This is a genomic window from Micromonospora eburnea, from assembly GCF_900090225.1.
Taxonomy (GTDB): domain Bacteria; phylum Actinomycetota; class Actinomycetes; order Mycobacteriales; family Micromonosporaceae; genus Micromonospora; species Micromonospora eburnea.
In genome coordinates this window covers 1,897,392-1,918,988 of sequence record NZ_FMHY01000002.1, presented here as the reverse complement: position 1 = coordinate 1,918,988, position 21,597 = coordinate 1,897,392, and the positions used below count along the sequence as shown (strand labels likewise).

The window sequence follows — 21,597 nt, the reverse complement described above, 5'->3', positions numbered from 1 at the left end:
GTTCCCGGCCCACGACGGTGTTCGGTCGGTCCCGGCTACTCGGCGTGCGCGCCGGCGCCGGCACCGGCCTCCCCCGCACCGACCCAGACGGTCTTGGTGTTGCAGAACTCCCGCATGCCCACGGCGGACAGCTCGCGGCCGTAGCCGGAGTTCTTCACGCCGCCGAACGGCAACTCCGGGTATGAGGTGGTCATGCCGTTGATGAAGACGCTGCCGGCGTCCAGGTCGGCGGCGAAGCGCTCCTGCTCGGCCGGATCGGTGGTCCAGGCGTTCGAGCCGAGGCCGAAGCTGGTGCCGTTGGCGATCTCGATCGCCTCCTCGTATGAGGAGGCCCGGTAGAGGCCGGCGACCGGACCGAAGACCTCCTCGGCCCACATTCGCATTCCCGGCCGCAGGTCGGTGACCACCGTCGGCGGATAGAACCACCCGTCCCCGGCGGGCAGTTCCCCGCCGCAGAGGATGGTGGCGCCGCTGTCCGCCGCGTCCTGGACCTGCGCGTGCACCTCGGCGCGGCCCCGCTCGCTGGCCAGCGGGCCGACGTCGGTGGCGTCGTCCATCGGGTCGCCGACCCGCAGCGCGGACATCCGGGCGGCGAACCTGTCGGCGAAGGCGTCGAAGACGTCGGTGTGGACGATGAACCGCTTGGCGGCGATGCACGACTGCCCGTTGTTCTGGCAGCGGGCCGTGGTGGCCACCTCGGCGGCCCGGTCGAGGTCGGCCGAGGGCATCACCACGAACGGGTCGCTGCCGCCCAGTTCCAGCACGGTCTTCTTCAGTTCCCGGCCGGCGATCTGGGCGATCGAGCGGCCCGCGACCTCACTGCCGGTCAGGGTGGCCGCGCGTACCCGCGGGTCGCTGAGGATCCGGTCGACGGCGTCGGAACCGACCAGCAGGGTGGTGAACGCGCCCTCGGGGAAGCCGGCCCGGCGGAACAGTTCCTCCAGGTAGAGGGCGGTCTGCGGCACATTGGAGGCGTGCTTGAGCAGGCCGGTGTTGCCGGCCATCAGGGCCGGGGCGGCGAAGCGCATGACCTGCCAGAGCGGGAAGTTCCACGGCATCACCGCGAGCACCGGCCCGATCGGCTGGTACCGGATGAACGCCCGCCTCGCCTTGACCGCCGCGGCGTCGGCCGGTTCGTCGGCGAGCATCCGCACCGCGTTCTCGGCGTAGAAGCGGCAGGCTGTCGCGCACTTGGTCACCTCGGCCTGGGCCGCCGCGTACGTCTTGCCCATCTCGGTGGTCATCATCCGGGCGGTCTCGTCCCGTTCGGCCTCCAGCAGTTCGGCCGCCGCGATGAGCCATCGGCCGCGTTGGGCCACGGTGGTGTCGTCGCACAACTGCCGAAAGGCCAGGTGGGCCCGTTCGATGGCGGAGTCGACCTGCTCGTCCGACATCGGGTCGTACGTCTTGAGCACCTGCCCGGTGGCGGGATTCGTGGTGGCGATCGGCATGTCGTGCTCCTGTCACTCGAACAGTGAGTGCCGCACGCCCGGCTGCTCGCGGTGGCGGGCGGCGCGGCGGCGCTGGATGATGACCAGGTCGACCACGGCCACGGCGGCGAGGATCGCGCAGACCACGCCCAGCCACGCCAGGTGCGCCGCGAAGGCGAGCACCGCGAAGGCGGTCATGGTGACCAGGCCGAAGAGGGCGAGCGCGAGCCGCAGGTTCAGCGCACTGTACGCGTGGCCGACCGTGCCACGGGCTCGGCGGGGCTGTGATCGCGTCATCTCTTCGGGCTACCCCCGCAGCGACCGCCCTAACCGGCCCGGTCCCGCCCCGAGTTGCCCGCCACCCCGGCGTCGGGGACATCCGCGCCTACCACGGGGTTATTAACGACGGTCGTCTATGGCGGATTGGTGACAGGGGATTCTGGGGCAGGGCCGGCGCGCATAGGGTCGGCGTACCGCTCGTTGCACCGGACGGGGGACAGGATGCCTCGACGTGGGGTCGCCGCGCTGGCCTGCCTGGCGGCACTCGTGGCGCTGGCCTGCGACGGGGCCGGGGCGGCCCGACCCTCGGGCTCCGCGACGCCCCGGGCGTCCGGCTCGACGCCTGCCGACACCCCGGCGGTGATGACCGCGCTGGGCGACTCGATCACCACCGGCTTCGGCTCCTGCCTGGTGCTGGTGAGCTGCGAGCGCAACTCCTGGTCCACCGGCGACGGCACCCGGGTACGCAGCCACTACCGCCGGCTGCGCGAGCACGCTCCCGGGCTGCGGGCGTACGACCGGGCGACGCCGGGGGCCCGCGCGGCCGGGCTCGCCGAGCAGGCCCGCGCGGCGGTACGCGACAGGGCGGACTACGTCACGGTGCTGGTCGGCGCGAACGACGCCTGCCGGGGTGACGTCGATGCGATGACCCCGGTGGCCACCTTCCGGAAACAGGTCGACGCCGGCCTGCGGGTGCTGCGGGAGGGGCGGCCGAAGGCCCGGGTGCTGGTGGTGAGCATCCCCGACCTGTACCGACTCTGGGAACTCGGCCACACCGAGCCCCGGGCGGTACGGGCCTGGTCGCACGGTGTCTGCCCGGCGCTGCTGGCCGACGCGACGTCGACCGCGCCGGACGCCGTGGCCCGGCGGGCCCGGTTCCGGGAGCGGATCGACGACTACGACGACCAGCTCCGCGCCGCCTGCCGGGCGTACGGGTCCCGCTGCCGGTGGGACGACGGGGCGGCGCACCGGGCCCGGTTCAGCCTCGCCGACGTGAACTCCCTCGACTGGTTCCATCCCGACCCCTCCGGCCAGAACCGGCTCGCCGAGGTGACCTGGGCCGCCGCCGGCTGGGCCACCGACTGACCCCGGCCGCGCCGGTCCGGCTCAGGGCCGGCGGAACCCGACCCGGATCAGGGCCGGCGGGACCCGACCCAGCCCAGGGCCGGCCCGGCAACAGGTCCGGCCGATCAGGGCCGGCGCTGGTCCGGCAACGGCCCCGGGCCGGCGCGGTACAGCTCCCGGGCCCGGTCGGCGAGGCCGCTGGTGGCCGAGGAGTTGGCCCAGGTGCCGAGGATGATCGCCGCGCCGGGGACCACCTTGGCGAAGACCCGCTTCGCCGCGCGCACGCCGGCCATCCGGGCGAGCCGGACACCCAACTGGAGCATCACCCTGCCGAACTGGCGGTCCCCCGCCGTGCCGAACAGTGCGCCGGCGCGCTCCCGCCCGGCGGCCACCCCGAGGGCGAGCCGGGCGCTCTCGGCGGCCTTGTGCACCTTCTGCAACACGAGCAGGTCGGTCGCCCGGTCGGGGTGGGCCGGGTCGACGCCGTACGCGGCGGCCACGTGCAGCACCAGCCGGGCCTGGGTCCAGGCCAGCACGCCCACGTCGATCACCGCGCCGGGCAGCCCGGCCGCCCCGGACACCGCGCCGGAGAGCCGGGCCTGGTTGACGAACCTGCGGACCGCCTGGTCGGCGAGCGCACCCGGGGGCAGGCCCGGACGCAGCGCCCGCTCCCGGGCGGCCCACCGCGCCGCCTCCGGCCCGAGCCGGCGCACCGCCTCCAGGGCCAGGTGCTCCGGGGCGTACTGCGGGTCGTTCCGCATCCGGTCCCACAGCGTGGCCGGCGGCGTCTCGGGGACGTCCTGCGGCCCGGCGGGCGGGATGGGGTCGGGTGGCTCGCCGTGGACGGGCGCGGGGTCGGTCACGAGGGCTCCCGATGGTTGAGCTGGGCGACGCGCGGTGGGTCATTCCCCAGTCATGTGTACCCGGGACCGGCAATTCCCCGCACCCGGACGGGTGCCGGACAACCATCCACAAGCGGCGGTCGCGTCCGCGCCGTCAGCCGAGAACCGCGTCGACGACCTCGGTGGCCCGCCACTCGTGCTGGGCGTACGCCCACGGGAACGCCGAGATCTGCACGGCCTGGGCGGCGTCGGTGAGCGCCATGTTCTGCCAGCCGGGGATCTGCACCAGGACGGCGAGGAACTGCTTCGTGGCGTACGCGGGCTGCATCAGGTCGCGCACGGTGCCCCAACCGCTGCTCGGGCGCTGCTGGAACAGCCCGACCGAGTCGTGGTCCCAACCGATGGCCTGGTGCGGGTAGTTCTGCGACTCGGGCAGCACGCCGCTGGCGTAGTTGTAGAGGTTGCTCTCCTGCATGGCGGTGGCCACCGCGATGACCAGGCCACGCCGCGGCACGCCCATCTCCTGGCCAGCCCGGACGATGGCCACGGCGTTGGCCATCTGGTCCGCGTCCAGCCCGGCCACCGGCGCGATCCGTCGCGGCGTGGGCTTGGCCTTCGGCTTGGGCTTCGCGGTCGCCTTGGGCTTGGCGGTCGGCGTGGGCTTCGCCGTCGGCGTCTGGGTGACGTCCGGGTCGGCGCTGGGGGTGGCGCTCGGGGTCGTGGGGAGGGCCTCCCGGGCCAGCCCACGGGAGGCGGCGTCGGCGGTCGCGCGCTGGGCGACCTCCTGCGCCGACACGGAGGCCGACGAATCGTTGCTCGCACCGGCGCCGACCTGGCTGCCGCCGATCAGGCCGAGGCAGCAGACCGCGCCGGCGGCGACCGCCAGCCGGGTGCGGCCGGGCCGGGCGGCGTGGGGGTTTGCGAGGTCCTTCAGGCGGGTACGGAGGAGGTCGAGGGAAAGGCGTCGGGGGGTGGGCTCTGCGGAGCCAGTTGACCGAACGGTGGAGTGAATATCGTCCGAACGGTCAGTCGATCCGCCGAGGCCGTGCTGGTCGTCGAGGGTGCCGTCGTCACGCATTCGACGAGGCTAAGGGGCGAATACACCGGTAACCGAGGTTGAACGCGTGGCCCTGACCACACTTCCCACCTGCGGAATCGGACCCGGCCGTATAGTGCGGCTCCCCTCGGCCGAGTCCTCGCGAAGCGGTCGAACCTCCGGTCCGCACCGGGCCGCACCCCTCGGGGCAGGAACGTCGCAGCACTCCACGGGCTAGTCGATGATCGATAAGCTCATACTTTCGGCCGAGGGCCAACACCCTCCTGTCGGTGGACGCGGCGGGCAGGATCGGCAATTCGGGCCGGCCGGCACCGGGCGTGGCCGAATCGTGATCATCATTTGGCCCGTAACGGAATGGACCACAGCGGCCGGTACGTTTGCCGGGACGGGAAGGCCGTCCCCGCATGGCCCTCCCGTACGCGCGTACCCAGGGAGGTCTCCACCGGTGCTCGACCCACACGAGCTCTACGAACTCACCGACGATCTGCCCGACCTCGGCCAACCGGTGCTGATCCAGGCACTGACCGGCTTCGTCGACGCCGGCAGCGCCACCCGGCTGGCCCGGGAGCAGTTGCTCACCTCCCTCGAAGCACGGCCGGTCGCCCGCTTCGACGTCGACCAGCTCTTCGACTACCGCTCCCGCCGGCCAGTGATGACCTTCGTCGAGGACCGCTGGGCCGAATACGACGCCCCGGCGCTGGAGCTGCACCAGCTGAACGACGACGACGAAACCCCGTTCCTGCTGCTCACCGGCCCCGAGCCGGACCTGCAGTGGGAACGCTTCGTGGCCGCGGTCGCCGGCCTGGCCACCCGGCTCGGCGTACGGCTCACCGTCGGCCTCAACTCGATCCCGATGGCGGTGCCGCACACCCGGCCCAGCGGGGTCACCGCCCACGCGACCCGCCGCGAGCTGATCGGCGGACACGAGCCGTGGCTCCAGCGGGTCCAGGTGCCCGGCAGCGTCGGCCAGTTGCTGGAGTTCCGCCTCGGCGAGCAGGGCCGCGACGCTCTCGGCTTCGCCGCGCACGTGCCGCACTACGTCGCCCAGACCGAGTACCCGGCCGCCGCCGAGGCGTTGCTCGCCGCGGTGTCCCGCAGCACCGGTCTGCTGCTGCCCGCCGAGGAACTGCGCTCCGCGGCCGAGGTGGTCCGGGTGGAGATCGACCGCCAGGTCGCCCAGACCGAGGAGGCCGCCACCCTGGTCCAGGCCCTGGAAGAGCAGTACGACGCGTTCGCCCGGGGGCACGGCGGAAAGAACCTGCTCGCCACCGAGACCGGCCCGCTGCCCACCGCCGACGAACTGGGCGCCGAGCTGGAACGCTTCCTCGCCGAGCAGACCCGGCCGGGCGACACCCCGGAACGCTGACCACGGCAGGCCGGCCGGGGTGTCACGCGGCACCAGCCGCGCGACACCCCGGCGACGCGGTACGGCGGGGCGGCCGGCGATGCGGCAGGCTGGAGACATGCGTCTGGCGACCTGGAACGTCAACTCGGTGAAGGCCCGCCTGCCCCGGCTGCTGGACTGGCTGGCTACCACGGAGCCGGACGTCGTGTGCCTACAGGAGACCAAATGCCCCGACGGGGCGTTCCCGGTCGCCGAGGTGGGCGCGCTGGGCTACGAGGCGGCCAGCCACAGCGACGGCCGGTGGAACGGGGTGGCCGTACTCTCCCGGGTCGGGCTGGCCGACGTGGCCGTCGGCTTCCCCGGCGAGCCCGGCTTCCCCCTGCCCGAGGCGCGGGCCATCTCGGCCACCTGCGCCGGGCTGCGGGTCTGGTCGGTGTACGTGCCGAACGGCCGCGCCACCGACGACCCGCACTACGTCTACAAGCTGGCCTGGTTGGCGGCGCTACGGGACGCGCTGGAGCCGGAGCTGATCACCGGTTTGCCGCTGGCGGTGTGCGGGGACTTCAACGTCGCCCCCACCGACGCCGACGTCTGGGACCCGGCGCTCTTCGTCACCTCCACCCACGTCACCCCGGCCGAGCGGGCCGCCCTGGCCGCGCTGCGCGACCTCGGGCTCAGCGACGTCGTGCCCACCCCGATGAAGGGCCCGCACCCGTTCACGTACTGGGACTACCGGGCCGGGATGTTCCACCAGAACAAGGGCATGCGGATCGACCTGGTCTACGCCTCCGCGCCGTTCGCCCGCGCGGTCCGCTCGGCGTACGTGGACCGGGAGGCGCGCAAGGGCAAGGCTCCCTCCGACCACGCCCCGATCGTGGTGGACGCCGACCTGGTGCCGGCCGTCGAGGCGTTCTGAACCCGTAGGGTGGGACGCATGGCAGTCGTGAAGATCAACGCGATCGACGTCCCGCCCGGAGCCGGCGCGGAGCTGGAGAAGCGCTTCGCCGCCCGGGCCGGCGCGGTGGAGAACTCCCCCGGCTTCCTCGGTTTCGAACTGCTCCGCCCGGTCGCCGGCGAGACCCGCTACTTCGTCTACACGAAGTGGGAGTCGGAGGAGGCGTACCAGGCGTGGGCGCAGGGGCCGTCCCGCGCCGCGCACGCCGGCGGCGAGGGTGGCGAGCCGCGCAAGCCGGTCGCCAGCGGGGCCACCCTGCTGGAGTTCGAGGTGGTCCAGCAGGTGCCCGGCAAGAGCTGACCGGTTCACGGCGCCCATGCCCCTGCCGCGGCGAGCCGGCTCGGGTCCAGCACCACCACGGCACCGGGCTCGGTGCGTACGGCACCGGCCTGGACGAGCACCCGCAGGGCCCGGTTGACGGTGACCCGGGACAGGCCCAGCTCCTCGCCCAGCCCCTGCTGGCCGCCGGGCAGAGCGATCCGAGGACCCGGGCCGGTCAGCGCTTCGGCGAGCCAGTCGGCGACCCGGGCGACCGGGCGGGGCGCGGCGGCCCGGGTCCGGGCCCGCCGGTCTCGGTTCACCTGCGCGGCGATCTGACGCAGCACGTGGTCCCGCACGACGGGCAGCTCGTGCAGGAGTTCGCGCAGCACCTCCGTGGGCAGCAGCCGGATCCGACAGACGCGCGCGGCGGTCCAGGTCGCGGTGTGCCGCCCGCCGTCCAGCACGGACGCCTTGTCGATCAGGCTTGGGCCGGTGACCGTGCCGAACCGCACCAGGGACCCGTCCACGGTGTGACAGCCGGCCGTCAGGGTGCCGCGTTCCAGCACGATCAGGTTGCGGGCGGGCTCCCCGAACCGGGCGACGACCTGGCCGGCCGGCACCGGCCGCAACGGATGACGCCGGGCGATGCGTTCCCGGCGCGGCTCATCGAGCAACGCGAAGAGCGGCACCGCCGCGAGCCCGTCGCCGTCCACGCGGGCAAGTATCACCTGGCGACGCCACACCGGCCCGCACGCTCGACCCCACCGGCCGGCACGCTCGACGCCACCGGCCGGCGACCAGGGCGACGGGTGCCCGCACCGACGACCGACCGGCGTATCCGGCGATACAGCGCGGACCCGCACCGCCGCCTAGCGTGACGGCATGGTCGTACTGGAACTCGCCTTCACCGATGATGACCGCCGGCTCGCCGCCCGTCCGGCGCACCGCGAACGACTCGCCCGGCTGTACGAAGAGGGACACCTGGCGGCGGCCGGCCCCTGGCAGGACGACTCCGGCGCCATGCTCGTCTTCTACGGCGACACGACCGCCGTACGGGAGATCATGGCGACCGATCCCTACTACATCACTCCGGGAGTGACGGTCGTGTCGCTGCGCCCGTGGCAACCGGTGGTCGGCGGCGGTTGACCGGCCACGCCGAGCCGGTCACGGCTCTCGGGTGTCGACCAGCGAGGCGAAGGTGATCACGTTGTCCGCGTAGCCGGTCCGCCCGCCGACCCACTGCCCGCCACAGGTGATCAGGCGCAGCCCCGGCGGGCCGCCCTCGCCGTACACCCGGTCGGCGGGGAGGTCGGCCTTGTCGAAGTACTCGACGGTGTCGACCTTGAAGGTCACAACGCTCCGGTCCGCCCGGGTCACCTCGATCCGGTCCCCCGGCTTGAGATCGCGCAGCCGGTAGAAGACCGCCGGGCCGCTCTTGGTGTCCACGTGCCCGACGATGATCGCCCGGCCCGGTTCGCCGGGCACCGGGCCGCGGTCGTACCAGCCGGTCTGGTCGTGCTGGCTCAGCGGCGGCACGTCCACCGAGCCGTCCTTCGCCTGGCCGACCGGGGTGACCGGCGCGCTCACGTTGATCGCCGGCACGGAGAGGCTCACCGGGCGGCTCGCCGGCTGCCGGGACCGGGCCGGCTGGGCCGTACCCGTCACCCCGGTCGTCTCGACCCAGTCGAACGGCCCGGCGGTCCGGCCCAGCCCGGCCCCGGTGGCGAAGATCCCGAGCAGCACCAGCACCACGGCGAGCGGCGCCGACCAGGGACGACGCCGCTGGGCGCGGGCCACCCCGGCGGGCGCTCGGGTGACGGAGTGGGAGGCCATGGCGCGCTCAGCGGCGGACGGTACGGGGACGACGCGCCGCCGCCACGCCGACCACCGCGCCGGCCACGGTCAGCGCCAGCCCGACCGGCACCAGGAACTTGCCGAACCCGGACCCGGCGGTCCCGCCGAAGCCGGTGGCCGGCCCGCGGCTGGGCCTCACCGCCTTGACCACCTGGAGCATCGTCGAGGCGGTCTGCCCGCTCGGGCACTCCAGCTTGACCCGGTAGTTGCCGGGTCGGGTGCGCTCGCTCACCATCGGTGAGGCGGTGAGCAGCCCGCGCTGCGGCTGCACCTGGACCCGGCCGAAGGCGTCGGAGACCACGATCGCCGGCACCGAGTTGTCCCGGCAGCTCGCGCGGAGGCCGACCAGGTAACCGGCTTCCACAGTGCTCGGGGTCACCTCAACGAAGATCAGGTCAGCGGGCGGCTGTTGCTGACCCTCCGGCGGACCGGGAGCCGGCTCGGCGACGGGCAGTACGGCGGGGCGGGGCGCGACGGCGGGCGGACCGGCCAGCGCGGGCGCCGCCCCGAGCAGCGGGGCGGCGCAGGCGGCGGCCGCGATCAGCAGCGCCGTGCCTCGCGTGACTGACACCATGCCCCCTCCCGGCGCCTCGGCCTGGAGCCCGTCGCCGCCTACCGCCAACCTCACATCCGCGCCGCGGCGTCGGTCGCGTACGCTCGGATCGCTGTGACCGCCACCGACCAGAACTCCGTGCCGCCCGCCCACGCCGCCCACGTCCGCACCTTCCATCCGCGCCGTGGCCGGATGACCGACCGGCAGCGCGCGGCGCTGGCCCGGCTCTGGCCCGCGTACGGCCTGGAGATCGCCGACCTGGACGGGCCGTACGATCCGACGGCGCTGTTCGGGCGGCGGGCCCCGCTGGTGCTGGAGATCGGGTCCGGGATGGGCGACGCCACCGTGGCGATGGCGGCGGCCGATCCGGACCGACACTATCTGGCGGTCGAGGTGCACACGCCCGGAATCGCCAACCTGCTGGACCTGGTCGACCGGCACGCGCTCACCAACGTCCGGGTGGCCAACGGCGACGCGTTGGACCTGGTCCGGGCGATGCCGGAGGGGTCGCTGGACGCGGTGCACGTGTTCTTCCCCGACCCGTGGCCGAAGGCCCGCCACCACAAGCGCCGGATCATCCAGCCGGCCCACGTGGCGCTGCTACGGTCCCGACTGGCCCCCGGCGGGACGCTGCACTGCGCCACCGACTGGGCCGAGTACGCCGTGTCGATGCGCGAGACGCTGACCGCCGACCCGGAACTGGCCGACGTGTACGGCGGGTACGCGCCCCGCCCCCCGCACCGCCCGCTGACCAAGTTCGAGCGCCGCGCCCTCACCGCCGGCCGCGAGATCTTCGACCTCATCCACCGGCGCCGGTGAAAGGAGGGGCCCCTTGTTAACGCCTGGCGTTGTAGAGGGGCCCCCTCCTAACAGGCGCGGCGGCCGGAGGCGGGAGCCCGGTTGGCGCGGCGGGGCATGATCCAGGCACGATGGGAGTCGCCATGACTCTCACCTCCGCGCTGCCGAAGAGCGCCGACCCCGACACCCTTTACGACACGTTCGCCGGCTGGGCGTCCGAGCGCGGTCTCGACCTCTATCCCCACCAGGAGGAGGCGGTCATCGAGATCGTCTCCGGGGCGAACGTGATCATGAACACGCCGACCGGCTCCGGCAAGAGCCTGGTCGCCATCGCCGCGCACTTCGCCGCCCTGGCCGACGACCGCACCACGTTCTACACCGCGCCGATCAAGGCCCTGGTGTCGGAGAAGTTCTTCGCGCTCTGCGAGGTCTTCGGTGCGGAGAACGTCGGCATGCTCACCGGCGACGCCAGCGTCAACGCCGACGCCCCGATCATCTGCTGCACCGCGGAGATCCTGGCCAACCTCGCGCTGCGCGAGGGCACCCGGGCCGACGTCGGCCAGGTGATCATGGACGAGTTCCACTTCTACGCCGAGCCGGACCGGGGCTGGGCCTGGCAGGTGCCGCTCATCGAGCTGCCGCAGGCCCAGTTCATCCTGATGTCCGCCACGCTCGGCGACACCACGCGCTTCGTGGACGACCTGACCCGGCGTACCGGCCGGCCGACCGCCGTCGTGCGCTCGGCCGAGCGGCCGGTCCCGCTCCTCTTCTCGTACGCGATGACCCCGCTGCACGAGACCCTTGAGGAACTGCTGGAGACGAAGCAGGCCCCGGTGTACGTCGTACACTTCACCCAGGCCGCCGCACTGGAACGCGCACAGGCGCTGATGAGCGTCAACGTCTGCACCCGGGCCGAGAAGGACCAGATCGCCGCCGCGATCGGCAACTTCCGGTTCACCTCCGGCTTCGGCAAGACGCTGTCCCGGCTGGTCCGGCACGGCATCGGCGTACACCACGCCGGCATGCTGCCCAAGTACCGCCGCCTGGTGGAGACCCTCGCGCAGGCCGGGCTGCTCAAGGTCATCTGTGGCACGGACACCCTCGGCGTCGGCATCAACGTGCCGATCCGTACGGTGCTCTTCACCGGCCTGAGCAAGTACGACGGCACGCGGACCCGACTGCTCAAGGCCCGCGAGTTCCACCAGATCGCCGGCCGGGCCGGCCGGGCCGGCTTCGACACTCTCGGCCGGGTGGTGGTGCAGGCCCCCGAGCACGTCATCGAGAACGAGAAGGCCCTGGCCAAGGCCGGCGACGACCCGAAGAAGCGCCGCAAGGTGGTCCGCCGCAAGCCCCCGGAGGGATCCATCGGGTGGGGCAAACCCACCTTCGACCGGCTCGTCGAGGCCGAGCCGGAGCCGCTCACCTCCAGCTTCCAGGTCAGCCACTCGATGCTGCTCAACGTCATCGGCCGGCCCGGCGACGCGTTCGCCTCGATGCGCCACCTGCTCACCGACAATCACGAGGACCGGGCCGCCCAGCGCCGGCACATCCGCCGGGCCATCGCCATCTACCGGGCGCTGCGGGCCGGCGGGGTGGTCGAGGAGCTGCCCGAACCGGACGAGCAGGGCCGCCGGGTCCGGCTCACCGTCGACCTCCAGCTCGATTTCGCGCTCAACCAGCCGCTGTCACCGCTCGCCCTGGCGGCCATCGAACTGCTGGACCGCGAGTCCCCGTCGTACGCCCTCGACGCGCTGTCGGTGATCGAGTCGATCCTCGACGACCCGCGCCAGGTGCTCTCCGCCCAGCAGTTCAAGGCCCGCGGCGAGGCGGTCGCCGCGATGAAGGCCGAAGGCATCGAGTACGAGGCCCGCCTCGAACTGCTCGACGAGGTGACCTGGCCCAAGCCGCTCGCCGAGCTGCTGGAGTCGGCGTACGAGATGTACCGGCAGGGGCACCCGTGGGTGGCCGACCACCAGCTCTCCCCCAAGTCCGTCGTCCGGGACATGTACGAGCGGGCGATGACCTTCCCGGAGTACGTGCAGTTCTACGGCCTGTCCCGCTCGGAGGGGCTCGTCCTGCGCTACCTCGCGGACGCGTACAAGACGCTGCGGCAGACCGTCCCCGAGGACGCCAAGACCGAGGAACTGGTCGACCTCATCGAGTGGCTGGGCGAACTGGTCCGCCAGGTCGACTCCAGCCTCATCGACGAGTGGGAGCGGCTGCGCAACCCGTCCGACGTCGAGGAGCTCGCGGCGTCGCTGGACGACCGGCCGCCGGCGGTCACCCGCAACGCCCGCGCGTTCCGGGTACTCGTCCGCAACGCGCTGTTCCGCCGGGTCGAGTTGGCCGCCCTGCGCCGCTGGGACGAGCTGGGCGAACTCGACGCCGGCTCGGGCTGGGACGCGGACGCGTGGGCGGACGCGCTGGAGCCGTACTTCGAGGCGTACGACGGGATCGGGGTCGGGCCGGACGCGCGCGGGCCGGCGCTGCTCATGATCGAGCAGGGCCGGGAGAAGTGGACCGTACGCCAGATCCTCGACGACCCGGAGGGCGACCACGACTGGGGGATCAGCGCCGAGATCGACCTGGCGGCCTCCGACGAGGTCGGCGGGGCGGTCGTGCGGATCACCGACGTCGGGCAGCTGTAGCACCTGCTTCGCGGGCCGTCCGCGGCGCCGGCCGTCCGCCCCGGCGGCCGGCGCCGCCCGCTGGTCGGAGCCGGTCTACTCTTCGCCCGTCCACGCCTGCGAGCGTTGGCGCAGGTCGTTGAGGGACGCCCGGTGGGCGTCCACCGCCCTCCGGCCGGCGTGGGTGAGCCGGATCCAGGTACGCGGGCGCCTGCCGACGAACCCTGGGCGATGTCAGACCCGTCGATTAGAATGTGTGTACTAATCGAGCTGTTGACCTGGGAGGATGCTCGTGACTGCGCCCACCTCCACCGCCCCTGTCACTCCCTACGCCACCCTGCTCGGGTTCACCCGGTATGTGGACCGCACCGGGCCCACCAAGGCCACCTTCGTCGGGGGCCTGCGCAAGCAGCGGGCGAGCCGGCACGGCTTCAACCCGCACGGCCAGTTCGTCAAGGCGCTCAAGGCCGACGTCGCCTTCCACACCGGCGGCACCCACCTGGCCCAGGTCACCGACCTGGTCAAGCCCCGCTGGCGTCCGCTCTACGAGGCGCTCGTGCCGGGCGCGACCACCTGGCTGCACTCCCTCGGCGACCCGGCCGGAGTCGACCTGGCGCAGACCCGGGACGCCCTGGCCATGCTGGGCGACCTGCCCGTCAAGATCAACCCACAGTTCGGTGTCCGATACGCCGACGGCCGCGCCGAGGCGATCCGCCTGCACTTCGACGAGGCACCGCCGAGCGAGGAGGCCACCCTGGCCACGCTGCACCTGATGGCCCGGCACATGGACGCGGTCCTGCCGCACGCCGAGCCGGTCCTGGTCGACGTCCGGCGCGGCGAGGCCCACCGCATGCCCACCACCGCCCGCCCCGACCAACTCGAACAGTGGCTGGCCGGCGAGGCCGCTGCCTTCCGCGCCATCTGGTCCACCGCCGCCTGACCTCCCACCCCCGCCCGCGGCGCGGTCCCGCCGGCGCTGTCCCGCGGCGGGCAAGATCGCACTCGATCCATGATGTAGTGGCCTCCCAGCTCCTGGGAGGCCACTACTTCCGCGTTTGAGCACGATCTTGGCGAGCGGCGTTCCGGGTTATCCACAGGGGCAGCGCCGGGGCACGGAATCGGGCAGCGTGTGCGTATGCCCAAAGCTCCTCGGCGACCGCCCCAACTGCGCGGTCGGATCTTTCGTGGCTCCGTTGCGGTGCGGCGTGGTCTGCTGACCCGTAACGATCTCCGCAGCTCGGCTTGGCGGCCGCTCTTTCGCGACGTCTACGCCGACGCACAGCTGAGCGTGACCCATGCCGACCGGTGCGCCGCCGTGCTCCGCTGGCTGGTGCCCGCCGGCACCGCCATCGCCGGCCGTTCGGCCGCCGCCCTCTACCGCGTCGGGCACGTCGCTCCCGAGCAGCCCGTCGACGTGCTCACCCCCACACCGCCACGAGCCCTCTCGGCACCCGTCCCCGCACCGGCCGCGCCGGCACCTGGCTCCGCGCCGGCCGTCCGTCTGGCACGGACTTCCGACGCCGCCCCGGCGAGGCCGGGCTGCGCGCCCGGCCAGCGGGGACCAATGAGCGGTCTGCGGGTGCACCGCGCCGAGGTGGACCCGGGCGACGTCGTGGAGCGGGCGGGCATCCTGGTCACCTCGCCAGCGCGTACCTGCTGGGACCTGGCGCGGTGGCTCGACGTGATCGAGGCGGTGGTGCTCATCGACGGCCTGTTGGCCCGTGGGCTCACCGACGTCACCGCCCTACGGGAGTACGCCCTGGCCAGGGCCGGCAGGCGCGGCTGGCGATCGTTGCTGCGCGCCGTCGATCTTGCCGACGCCGGCGCCGAGTCCCCGCAGGAGTCCCGCACGCGGGTGCGCCTGGTGCGTGCCGGTCTGCCCCGCCCTGAGACGCAGTGGGTGGTGTCGCAACAGGGGCGCTTCATCGCCCGGCTGGATCTGGCGTGGCCGGAGTTCAGGGTCGCGGTCGAATACGACGGGCTGTGGCACGACGACCCGGAGCAGTTCCACCGGGACCGTCAACGGCTCAACCGGCTGCTCGGGGCGGAGTGGATCGTCCTGCACGTCACAGCGAAACGCTTTCGGCACGACTTCGACGGAATCCTCACCGAGGTGCGCGCGGCACTGCGTGCCCGCGGCTGGCGCGCTGCCGTGACGTGAAGATCATGCTCGAACAGGGAAGTAGTGGCCTCCCATGCGGACGAGGCCACTACTTCCTGAATCGAGTGCGATCTTGCGGGCCGCAGGAGCGCGATGCGGCGCGACGGGTCAGGCGGAGAGGTACTTCTCCAGGTCGTCGAGGATCTTGTTGGCGGCGGTTACGCCGATGCCGGTCATCCAGGTCTCGTCGGCGACGACGTGGGCCTTGCCGGCCTTGACCGCGGCGAGACCCTGCCAGAGGCTGCCGGCCGTGACCTTGGTCTGCTCGGCGGCGGCCTTCTCGCCGTACGCGGTGACGAAGATGACGTCGCCGTCCACCTCGTTGACCCGCTCCGGGCTGACCTGGTCGAAGCGCTTGTCCTTCTTGCCGTCGAGGCGCTGCCGCACGGGGCGGCCCAGCCCGGTGTCGCCGATGACGATGCCCGAGAACGACTCCGGGCCGTACACCCGGATGTTGCCGGGCATGAAGCGGACGATGGAGATCTGGCGGGACGCGGCGTCGCCGAGCGAGGCGCCGAACTCCTTCGCCCGCTTCTCGTACGCTGCGAGCAGGTCGTGAGCCTGCTGCTCCTTGCCCAGGGCCTTGCCGTCGAGGAGGAAGTTCTCCTTCCAGGTGACGCCCACCTGCTCGGTGAAGACGGTCGGCGCGATGGCGGACAGCTCGTCGTAGAACTTCTCCTGGCGGAACTTGCTGCCGAGGATCAGGTCGGGCTTGAGCGCGTTGATCGCCTCCAGGTCGGGTTCGGTGAGCACCCCGACCGCCTTGATTCCGGCGAGTTTCTCCGCGCCGAAGTAGGTGGGCCAGCTCTTCGCCTCACCGGCGGTCGCCGCGCCGACCGGCGTGACGCCGAGCGAGAGCGCGGTGTCGAACTTGTCGGTGTCGAGCACCACCACGCGCTTCGGCTCGGCGGGCACCTTGGTGGTGCCCATCGCGTGGGTGATCTCCCGGGTGTCCCCGGTGGCCGCACCGGGGGCGGGGTCGCTCTCCCCACAGGCGGTGAGACCGACACCGAGGGCGAGGGCCGCGGTGAGGGCGACGGCGAGACGACGCATCAGGGTCCTTTCGTGGTACGGGTCGGCGGGCGCTCAGGCGTCGCCGACGGAGGAGCCGGCCGGGGCCGGAGCAGGGGGGACCGGCGCGGCAGCCGGAACCGGGGAAGCCTCCGGGGTGGCCAGGGCGGAAGGAGGGGCCGGCGCAACAGGCGAAGCCGGAGCAGCAGGCCGGGCCGGAGAATCGGCCGGGGCGGGCGGGGCCGCCGAGGTGTGGGTGAGGGCGGGCACGACGAGGGGGGCGCCGGTGACCGGGCAGGGCACGACCACGCAGTCGAGCCCGAAGACCGCCCGGACCAGGTCGGCGGTGAGGATCTCGCGCGGGGGCCCGGCCGCCACCACCGCGCCGTCCCGCATGGCGACCAGGTGGTCGGCGTACCGGGCGGCCTGGTTGAGATCGTGCAGCACGGCGACCACGGTCCGGCCACGCTCGGCCCGCAGCCGGTGCAGCAGGTCCAGCACCTCCACCTGGTGGGCGAGGTCGAGGAAGGTGGTCGGCTCGTCCAGCAGCAGCGCCTCGGTGTCCTGGGCGAGGGTCATCGCGATCCAGACCCGCTGCCGCTGCCCGCCGGAGAGGGTGTCCACCGCCCGGTCGGCGAGCCCGGCGACGTCGGCGAGGGCCATGGCCCGCTCGACGGCCCGGCTGTCGTCCGGGGACCACTGCCGCCACCACCGCTGGTACGGCTGCCGGCCGCGGCCGACCAGGTCCGCCACGGTGATCCCCTCGGGCACCAGCGGGCTCTGCGGCAGCACGCCGAGGCGCCGGGCCACCTCGCGGGTGGGCAGGTCGCGGATCGCCGTACCGTCGAGCAGCACGGCGCCGCGACGTGGGGCGAGCAGCCGGGCCATGGTGCGCAGCAGGGTGGACTTGCCGCAGGCGTTCGGCCCGACGATGACGGTGAACGCGTCGGCGGGCAGGTCGAGGTCCAGCCCGTCCAGCACGGTCCGGCCGTCGTAGCCGACGACCAGGTCGCGGGTGGACAGCATCGCGGTCACGACCGCCTCCCTCGGGTACGCAGCAACAGGAACATCAGGTACGGCCCCCCGATGGCGGCGGTGAGCACCCCGGCGGGGAGTTGGGTGGGCGCGAACAGGCGGCGACCGCCGAGGTCGGCGAGCACCAGCAGCAGTGCCCCGAGCAGCGCGGCGCAGAGCAGCGGTGGCCGCTCCCCCCGGACCAGCCGGCGGGCCACCTGCGGGGCGACCAGGGCGACGAAGTCCACCGCGCCGACCTGGGCGGTGACGGTGGCCGCGATCAGCACACCGGTGGCGGCCAGCCCGACCCGGCGGGCCACCGGACGCAGCCCGACGCCGCGGGCGGTGTCGTCGTCCAGCGCGGTGCTGTGCAGCGCCCAACCGGCCCAGGCGAGCACCGGCAGCAGCACGGCGAGGGTGGCCCCGATCCAGGCGGCCTCGGTCCAGCCCTTGCCGGCGAGGGTGCCGATCAGCCAGACCTGGGCGCGCAGCCCGTCGATCGGGTCGGCGGTGAGCATCACCACCTCGGTGAGCGCGCGGAACGCGAACGCCACCGCCACCCCGGCGAGGACGAAACGTTGCGCCGCCAGCCCGTGCCGGGCCCCGAGGGCGAACACCGCGACCGCCGCGACCAGGCCGCCGAGCAGCGCGGCCGGCGCGACCAGGATCGCGGCGGCGCCGCCGGTGAGGGCCACCGTCGCGGCCAGCCCGGCGCCCTGGGTGACACCGATGACGTCGGGGCTGGCCAGCGGGTTGCGGGCGACGCTCTGGATCAGGGTGCCGGCCACGCCGAACGCGGCCCCGGCCAGCGCCGCGAGCACCGCGCGGGGCAGTCGCAGGTGCAGCACCACCAGGTCGTACGGGGTGCCGGCCCCGGAGAGCGAGCGCAGCACGTCACCGGGTGCGACGTACGGGGTGCCGAGCGAGAGGCTGACCACGACGGCACCGGCGAGCAGCAGGAACAGGGTGGCGGCGACGAGCACCGGGCGACGGCGGACCTGTACGGTGACCGGCCCGACCCGCAGCAGTGACCGCCCGGGCAGGGCGAGACTCGGCCCGCTCACGCCGCCGCCTCGCTTCGCTCACCGGCGGCGCGAGGCGCCACGCTACCGAGCCCAATGGTTCGCTCGCTCACGGTGCCTCCTCGCTTCGCTCACCGGCGGCGCGAGGCGCCACGCTACTGAGCCAGATGGTTCGCTCGCTCCGCTCGCTCACGTGGTCACCACCCGGGCGCGGCGGACCAGGTAGGCGAGCAGCGGCGCGCCGAGCAGCGCGGTGACGATGCCGGCCGGGATCTCGCCGGGCGGCGCGACGAGTCGGCCGACGATGTCGGCGGTGAGCAGCAGGGCCGGGCCGAGCAGTCCGGCGACCAGCAGGGTCCACCGGTGGTCGGCGCCGACCAGTGCCCGGGCCAGGTGCGGCACCGCCAGCCCGACGAAGGCGATCGGCCCGGCGGCGGCGACCGCGGCGCCGGTGAGCAGCACGCCGGCCGCCCCGGCGCCGAGGCGGACCAGCGCGATCCGGTGCCCCAGGCCGCGGGCGACGTCGTCGCCGAGCGCGAGCGCGTCCAGCCCTCGGGCGACCAGGGCGGCGAGCGCGACGCCGGCGAGGACGAACGGGAGCACCTGCCCGGCGACGCCGACGTCCCGGCCGGTCAGGCCGCCGACCACCCAGAATCGGTACTCCTCGAAGGTGCGGGCGTCGATGCTGAGCAGCGCGTACACGACGGCGCCGAGACTGGCGTCGAGGGCCGCGCCGACCAGCGCGAGGGTGACCGGGCTGGCGCCCTCGCGGGTGCGGTTGGCGACGGCGAAGACCAGCAGGCCGGCGAGGAGTGCGCCGCCGACGCCGAACCAGACGTACCCGGTGAGGGTGCCGACGCCGAAGACGGCGATGGCCAGCACCACGCCGACGGACGCGCCGGCGCTGACGCCGAGGATGCGCGGCTCGGCGAGGGGGTTGCGGGTGACGGCCTGGAAGAGCACGCCGGCGAGGGCCAGGGCGAGCCCGACGACCAACCCCAGGGCGGTACGCGGCAGCCGCAGTTCCCGGACGATCGTGCTGGCCTCCCCGCCGTCCGGGGCGGTGAGCGCGGCCCACACCGCCTCGACGGGCAGCGGCCGGCTGCCGAGCGCCAGGCTGGCGGCCAGCGCGACGGTGAGCAGGAGCGCCGCCGCCAGGGTGACCGCGAGGCGGCGGCCGACGCCTCGGCGGGTGGGGGTGCCGGCCCGGGCGGGCCGGACGGCGACGCTGGTCACGAGCAGTCCGTCCTGTTGGCTTAGGTTCGCCTTACCTTAACGGAGAAGGTTAGGCGAACCTAACTCGGGATCGTCGATCTTCCGCCGCCGGGGCGAACGGCGACGCGACGCTGCGTGGCGCTTGCGGCTCCCCTGACGGGAGGCGCAAAGGTAAGGGCATGAACGGCGAGCGGCTCTACTCGATCGGCGACCTGGCCCGACGGACCGGGATGACGGTCAAGACCATCCGCTTCTACTCCGACCAGGGGATCGTGCCGCCCACCGACCGCAGCCCCACCGGCCAGCGCCGCTACGACCTGGACGCCGCCGCCCGGCTCGACCTCGTACGCACGCTGCGCGACCTCGGACTGGACCTGGCCACGATCCGCGGCATCGTGGACCGGGAGATCTCCCTGCCCGAGGTCGCCGCGGCGCACGCCGAGGCGCTGGCGGCCCAGATCCGGGTGCTGCGGCTGCGGCGCGCGGTGCTGACCGCGGTCGCCCGGCGCGGGTCCACACCAGAGGAGATGAGGCTCGTGCACCAGCTGGCGAAGCTCTCCGACGCCGAGCGCCGGCGACTGATCGACGAGTTCCTGGACGCCGCCTTCACCGGCCTGCCGGCCGACCCCGCGTTCGCCGGGATCAGGCGCACCCTGACCCCGGAACTCCCCGACGACGCCGACGCCGAACAGGTCGAGGCCTGGGTGGAGTTGGCCGAACTCGCCCAGGACCCGGGTTTTCGGGCCAGCCTGCGGCGGCTGGCGGAGCAGCACGCGGCGGACCGGGCCGGCACGCCGGCCGTACGCCGGGACGCGGTCGCGGTCGCCCGGGAGCAGGTCGGGCCGGCCCTGGCCGCCGGCGTCGATCCGACCTCGCGCCGAGCCGATCCGGTCGTCGCCGCGATCACGGACCGGTACGCGCGGCTCTGCGGCCGCCCCGACGACACCGACCTCCGGCGACGGCTGCTGGACCGGCTGAAATCCGCGAACGATCCTCGTCGCGAGCGATACCTGCACCTGCTCTCGGTGATCAACGGCTGGTCGGCGACCGAGAACCTGGCCCCGATCCTCGACTGGTCGATCCGCGCCCTGCGGGCCCGAACCCCGGGGTGACCCTTTTTCAACCCATTTGCGCCCTACGCTGAGAGCATGCGATTCGACCAGCACACCGTGGTCCTCCTGGTGCGTCCCGACGACCCGCCCGAGCTGCCCCAGGACGCGGTCGACCGGTTGCAGGACGCGCACCTGGCCCACCAGGCGGGGCTGGTGGAGCAGGGGGCGCTGCTGGCCGCCGGCCCGTTCCTCGGCGGCGACGACGAGCGGATCCACGGTCTCGCCGTGCTCTCGGTGGACCCACAGATGGCCCGCGAGATCTACGCCAACGATCCCGCGGTGCGCGCCGGGCGGCTGGTCGCCCGGGTGATGAGCTGGATGGTGCCGGAGGGCGTGCTCCGCTTCGAGCAGGTCCCGGTGCCCACGTCCATGCTGGAGGTGGCGTCCGGGGACTGACTAGTCCTCCGCGGCCTGGCGGCTGCCCGGCACCACCGGCAGCGGCCACACCCCGGTTCGCGGCGCGGCCGGCACCTCCACCTGGTGGTCCGACCAGACGTACGTCTCGGGCAGCAGGTCGGCGACCGGGACCGCGCGCAGCGCGTCCATCGGACCGACGATCACCTTGATCGACGGAAAGTAGTCGAGGAGCACCTGCCGGCATCGACCGCACGGCGGAATGACACCCCGGCCGCGGTCGCCCACCGCGACGATGGTCTCCAGCTCACCGGCGCCCTGGGTGGCGGCGGCGCCGATGGCCACCACCTCGGCGCACGGGCCCCCGGTGAAGTGGTAGACGTTCACGCCGGTGAAGACCCGGCCGTCGGTGGTCCGCGCGGCGGCGGCGACGCTGTGGTTGTCGCTTCGGCAGCGCAGCTTGGCGACGGCCGTGGCGGCCTGCACCAGCGCCCGGTCGGTGTCCCGCATGATCATCACGTCCCGTCGTCGACCTCGGTCGGCGGCCAACTCTAGTGCGGCGTCCGGCGGCGTTCACGCAGTGCCGGGTGAGTGTCGTGGATCCCGGCCGCCGGCGGTAACCCGGGAGCGCTCCGGCGCGCG

Annotated in this window: 22 protein-coding genes and 1 pseudogene; 11 read left to right on the top strand and 12 right to left on the bottom strand. The window is 73.6% G+C overall.

The genetic code is table 11. The features are described from left to right. Nucleotides 1-35: 35 nt before the first annotated feature. The gene (locus GA0070604_RS09065) at nt 36-1,451 is read right to left on the bottom strand and encodes an NADP-dependent succinic semialdehyde dehydrogenase (RefSeq protein WP_091117236.1); all 1,416 of its coding nucleotides are present in this window, start codon (nt 1,449-1,451) and stop codon (nt 36-38) included. 12 nt (nt 1,452-1,463) lie between these two features. Beyond that, nucleotides 1,464-1,727, bottom strand: coding sequence for a DUF6343 family protein (locus GA0070604_RS09060; RefSeq protein ID WP_091117233.1), 264 nt, complete (start codon nt 1,725-1,727; stop codon nt 1,464-1,466). A gap of 204 nt (nt 1,728-1,931) precedes the next feature. On the opposite strand from GA0070604_RS09060, the gene GA0070604_RS09055 reads away from it, so the two are divergent. Continuing rightward, the gene (locus GA0070604_RS09055) at nt 1,932-2,795 is read left to right on the top strand and encodes a GDSL-type esterase/lipase family protein (protein ID WP_091117230.1); all 864 of its coding nucleotides are present in this window, start codon (nt 1,932-1,934) and stop codon (nt 2,793-2,795) included. A gap of 104 nt (nt 2,796-2,899) precedes the next feature. On the opposite strand, the gene GA0070604_RS09050 is transcribed toward GA0070604_RS09055, so the two are convergent. Further along, a complete protein-coding gene (locus GA0070604_RS09050; protein WP_091117227.1) occupies nt 2,900-3,637 on the bottom strand; it encodes an EcsC family protein in 738 nt (245 codons plus the stop codon). A gap of 133 nt (nt 3,638-3,770) precedes the next feature. Beyond that, entirely contained in the window at nt 3,771-4,694 is a 924-nt protein-coding gene (locus GA0070604_RS09045) for a peptidase M23 (protein WP_091117224.1), read from the bottom strand. A 424-nt stretch (nt 4,695-5,118) separates the two neighbouring features. On the opposite strand from GA0070604_RS09045, the gene GA0070604_RS09040 reads away from it, so the two are divergent. The 3 genes from GA0070604_RS09040 (at nt 5,119) to GA0070604_RS09030 (ending at nt 7,273) form a co-directional block, all read left to right on the top strand. Beyond that, nucleotides 5,119-6,039, top strand: coding sequence for a proteasome assembly chaperone family protein (locus GA0070604_RS09040; protein WP_091117221.1), 921 nt, complete (start codon nt 5,119-5,121; stop codon nt 6,037-6,039). A gap of 97 nt (nt 6,040-6,136) precedes the next feature. Beyond that, the gene (locus GA0070604_RS09035) at nt 6,137-6,934 is read left to right on the top strand and encodes an exodeoxyribonuclease III (protein ID WP_091117218.1); all 798 of its coding nucleotides are present in this window, start codon (nt 6,137-6,139) and stop codon (nt 6,932-6,934) included. 18 nt (nt 6,935-6,952) lie between these two features. Beyond that, the gene (locus GA0070604_RS09030) at nt 6,953-7,273 is read left to right on the top strand and encodes an antibiotic biosynthesis monooxygenase family protein (protein ID WP_091117215.1); all 321 of its coding nucleotides are present in this window, start codon (nt 6,953-6,955) and stop codon (nt 7,271-7,273) included. 5 nt (nt 7,274-7,278) lie between these two features. On the opposite strand, the gene GA0070604_RS09025 is transcribed toward GA0070604_RS09030, so the two are convergent. Beyond that, complete coding sequence (locus GA0070604_RS09025; RefSeq protein ID WP_167363416.1) at nt 7,279-7,947, bottom strand: Crp/Fnr family transcriptional regulator; 669 nt, start codon at nt 7,945-7,947, stop codon at nt 7,279-7,281. 169 nt (nt 7,948-8,116) lie between these two features. Here GA0070604_RS09025 and GA0070604_RS09020 point away from each other — a divergent pair, with 169 nt between their 5' ends. Then, nucleotides 8,117-8,380, top strand: a complete 264-nt coding sequence (locus GA0070604_RS09020) for a YciI family protein (RefSeq protein ID WP_091117209.1) — start codon at nt 8,117-8,119, stop codon at nt 8,378-8,380. Between the two features lie 18 nt (nt 8,381-8,398). Here the strand turns inward: GA0070604_RS09020 and GA0070604_RS09015 are convergent, their stop codons facing one another. After that, complete coding sequence (locus GA0070604_RS09015; RefSeq protein WP_091117206.1) at nt 8,399-9,067, bottom strand: class F sortase; 669 nt, start codon at nt 9,065-9,067, stop codon at nt 8,399-8,401. A 7-nt stretch (nt 9,068-9,074) separates the two neighbouring features. Continuing rightward, a complete protein-coding gene (locus GA0070604_RS09010; protein WP_091117204.1) occupies nt 9,075-9,662 on the bottom strand; it encodes a hypothetical protein in 588 nt (195 codons plus the stop codon). A gap of 93 nt (nt 9,663-9,755) precedes the next feature. Here GA0070604_RS09010 and trmB point away from each other — a divergent pair, with 93 nt between their 5' ends. The 4 genes from trmB to GA0070604_RS08990 all read left to right on the top strand — a co-directional run bounded on the left by trmB (nt 9,756) and on the right by GA0070604_RS08990 (nt 15,227). Further along, nucleotides 9,756-10,460, top strand: a complete 705-nt coding sequence (gene trmB / locus GA0070604_RS09005) for a tRNA (guanosine(46)-N7)-methyltransferase TrmB (protein ID WP_091117201.1) — start codon at nt 9,756-9,758, stop codon at nt 10,458-10,460. Between the two features lie 122 nt (nt 10,461-10,582). Further along, complete coding sequence (locus GA0070604_RS09000; protein WP_091117199.1) at nt 10,583-13,087, top strand: DEAD/DEAH box helicase; 2,505 nt, start codon at nt 10,583-10,585, stop codon at nt 13,085-13,087. Nucleotides 13,088-13,358: 271 nt separating this feature from the next. After that, nucleotides 13,359-14,006 (top strand): hypothetical protein, encoded by a 648-nt coding sequence (locus GA0070604_RS08995; RefSeq protein ID WP_091126992.1) that lies wholly within the window; start codon nt 13,359-13,361, stop codon nt 14,004-14,006. A gap of 195 nt (nt 14,007-14,201) precedes the next feature. Continuing rightward, on the top strand, nt 14,202-15,227 hold the full coding sequence (locus GA0070604_RS08990) for an endonuclease domain-containing protein (protein WP_091117197.1): 1,026 nt from the start codon (nt 14,202-14,204) through the stop codon (nt 15,225-15,227). A 108-nt stretch (nt 15,228-15,335) separates the two neighbouring features. On the opposite strand, the gene GA0070604_RS08985 is transcribed toward GA0070604_RS08990, so the two are convergent. The 4 genes and pseudogenes from GA0070604_RS08985 to GA0070604_RS08970 form a co-directional block, all read right to left on the bottom strand. After that, nucleotides 15,336-16,280, bottom strand: coding sequence for an ABC transporter substrate-binding protein (locus GA0070604_RS08985; RefSeq protein ID WP_091117194.1), 945 nt, complete (start codon nt 16,278-16,280; stop codon nt 15,336-15,338). Nucleotides 16,281-16,466: 186 nt separating this feature from the next. Beyond that, nucleotides 16,467-17,273: pseudogene (locus tag GA0070604_RS08980) on the bottom strand (ABC transporter ATP-binding protein); the annotation flags it as partial. Next, nucleotides 17,270-18,316 (bottom strand): FecCD family ABC transporter permease, encoded by a 1,047-nt coding sequence (locus GA0070604_RS08975; RefSeq protein ID WP_244161800.1) that lies wholly within the window; start codon nt 18,314-18,316, stop codon nt 17,270-17,272. The pseudogene GA0070604_RS08980 and the gene GA0070604_RS08975, both read right to left, overlap by 4 nt. A 147-nt stretch (nt 18,317-18,463) precedes the next feature. Continuing rightward, a complete protein-coding gene (locus GA0070604_RS08970) occupies nt 18,464-19,510 on the bottom strand; it encodes a FecCD family ABC transporter permease (RefSeq protein WP_091117192.1) in 1,047 nt (348 codons plus the stop codon). Nucleotides 19,511-19,668: 158 nt separating this feature from the next. Between GA0070604_RS08970 and GA0070604_RS08965 the strand changes: the two genes are divergently transcribed. Both GA0070604_RS08965 and GA0070604_RS08960 read left to right on the top strand, forming a co-directional pair. Further along, the gene (locus GA0070604_RS08965) at nt 19,669-20,601 is read left to right on the top strand and encodes a MerR family transcriptional regulator (protein WP_091117190.1); all 933 of its coding nucleotides are present in this window, start codon (nt 19,669-19,671) and stop codon (nt 20,599-20,601) included. Between the two features lie 36 nt (nt 20,602-20,637). Next, entirely contained in the window at nt 20,638-20,997 is a 360-nt protein-coding gene (locus GA0070604_RS08960) for a YciI family protein (protein WP_091117187.1), read from the top strand. Here the strand turns inward: GA0070604_RS08960 and GA0070604_RS08955 are convergent, their stop codons facing one another. Further along, on the bottom strand, nt 20,998-21,465 hold the full coding sequence (locus tag GA0070604_RS08955) for a cytidine deaminase family protein (RefSeq protein ID WP_244161799.1): 468 nt from the start codon (nt 21,463-21,465) through the stop codon (nt 20,998-21,000). Between the last annotated feature and the right edge of the window lie 132 nt (nt 21,466-21,597).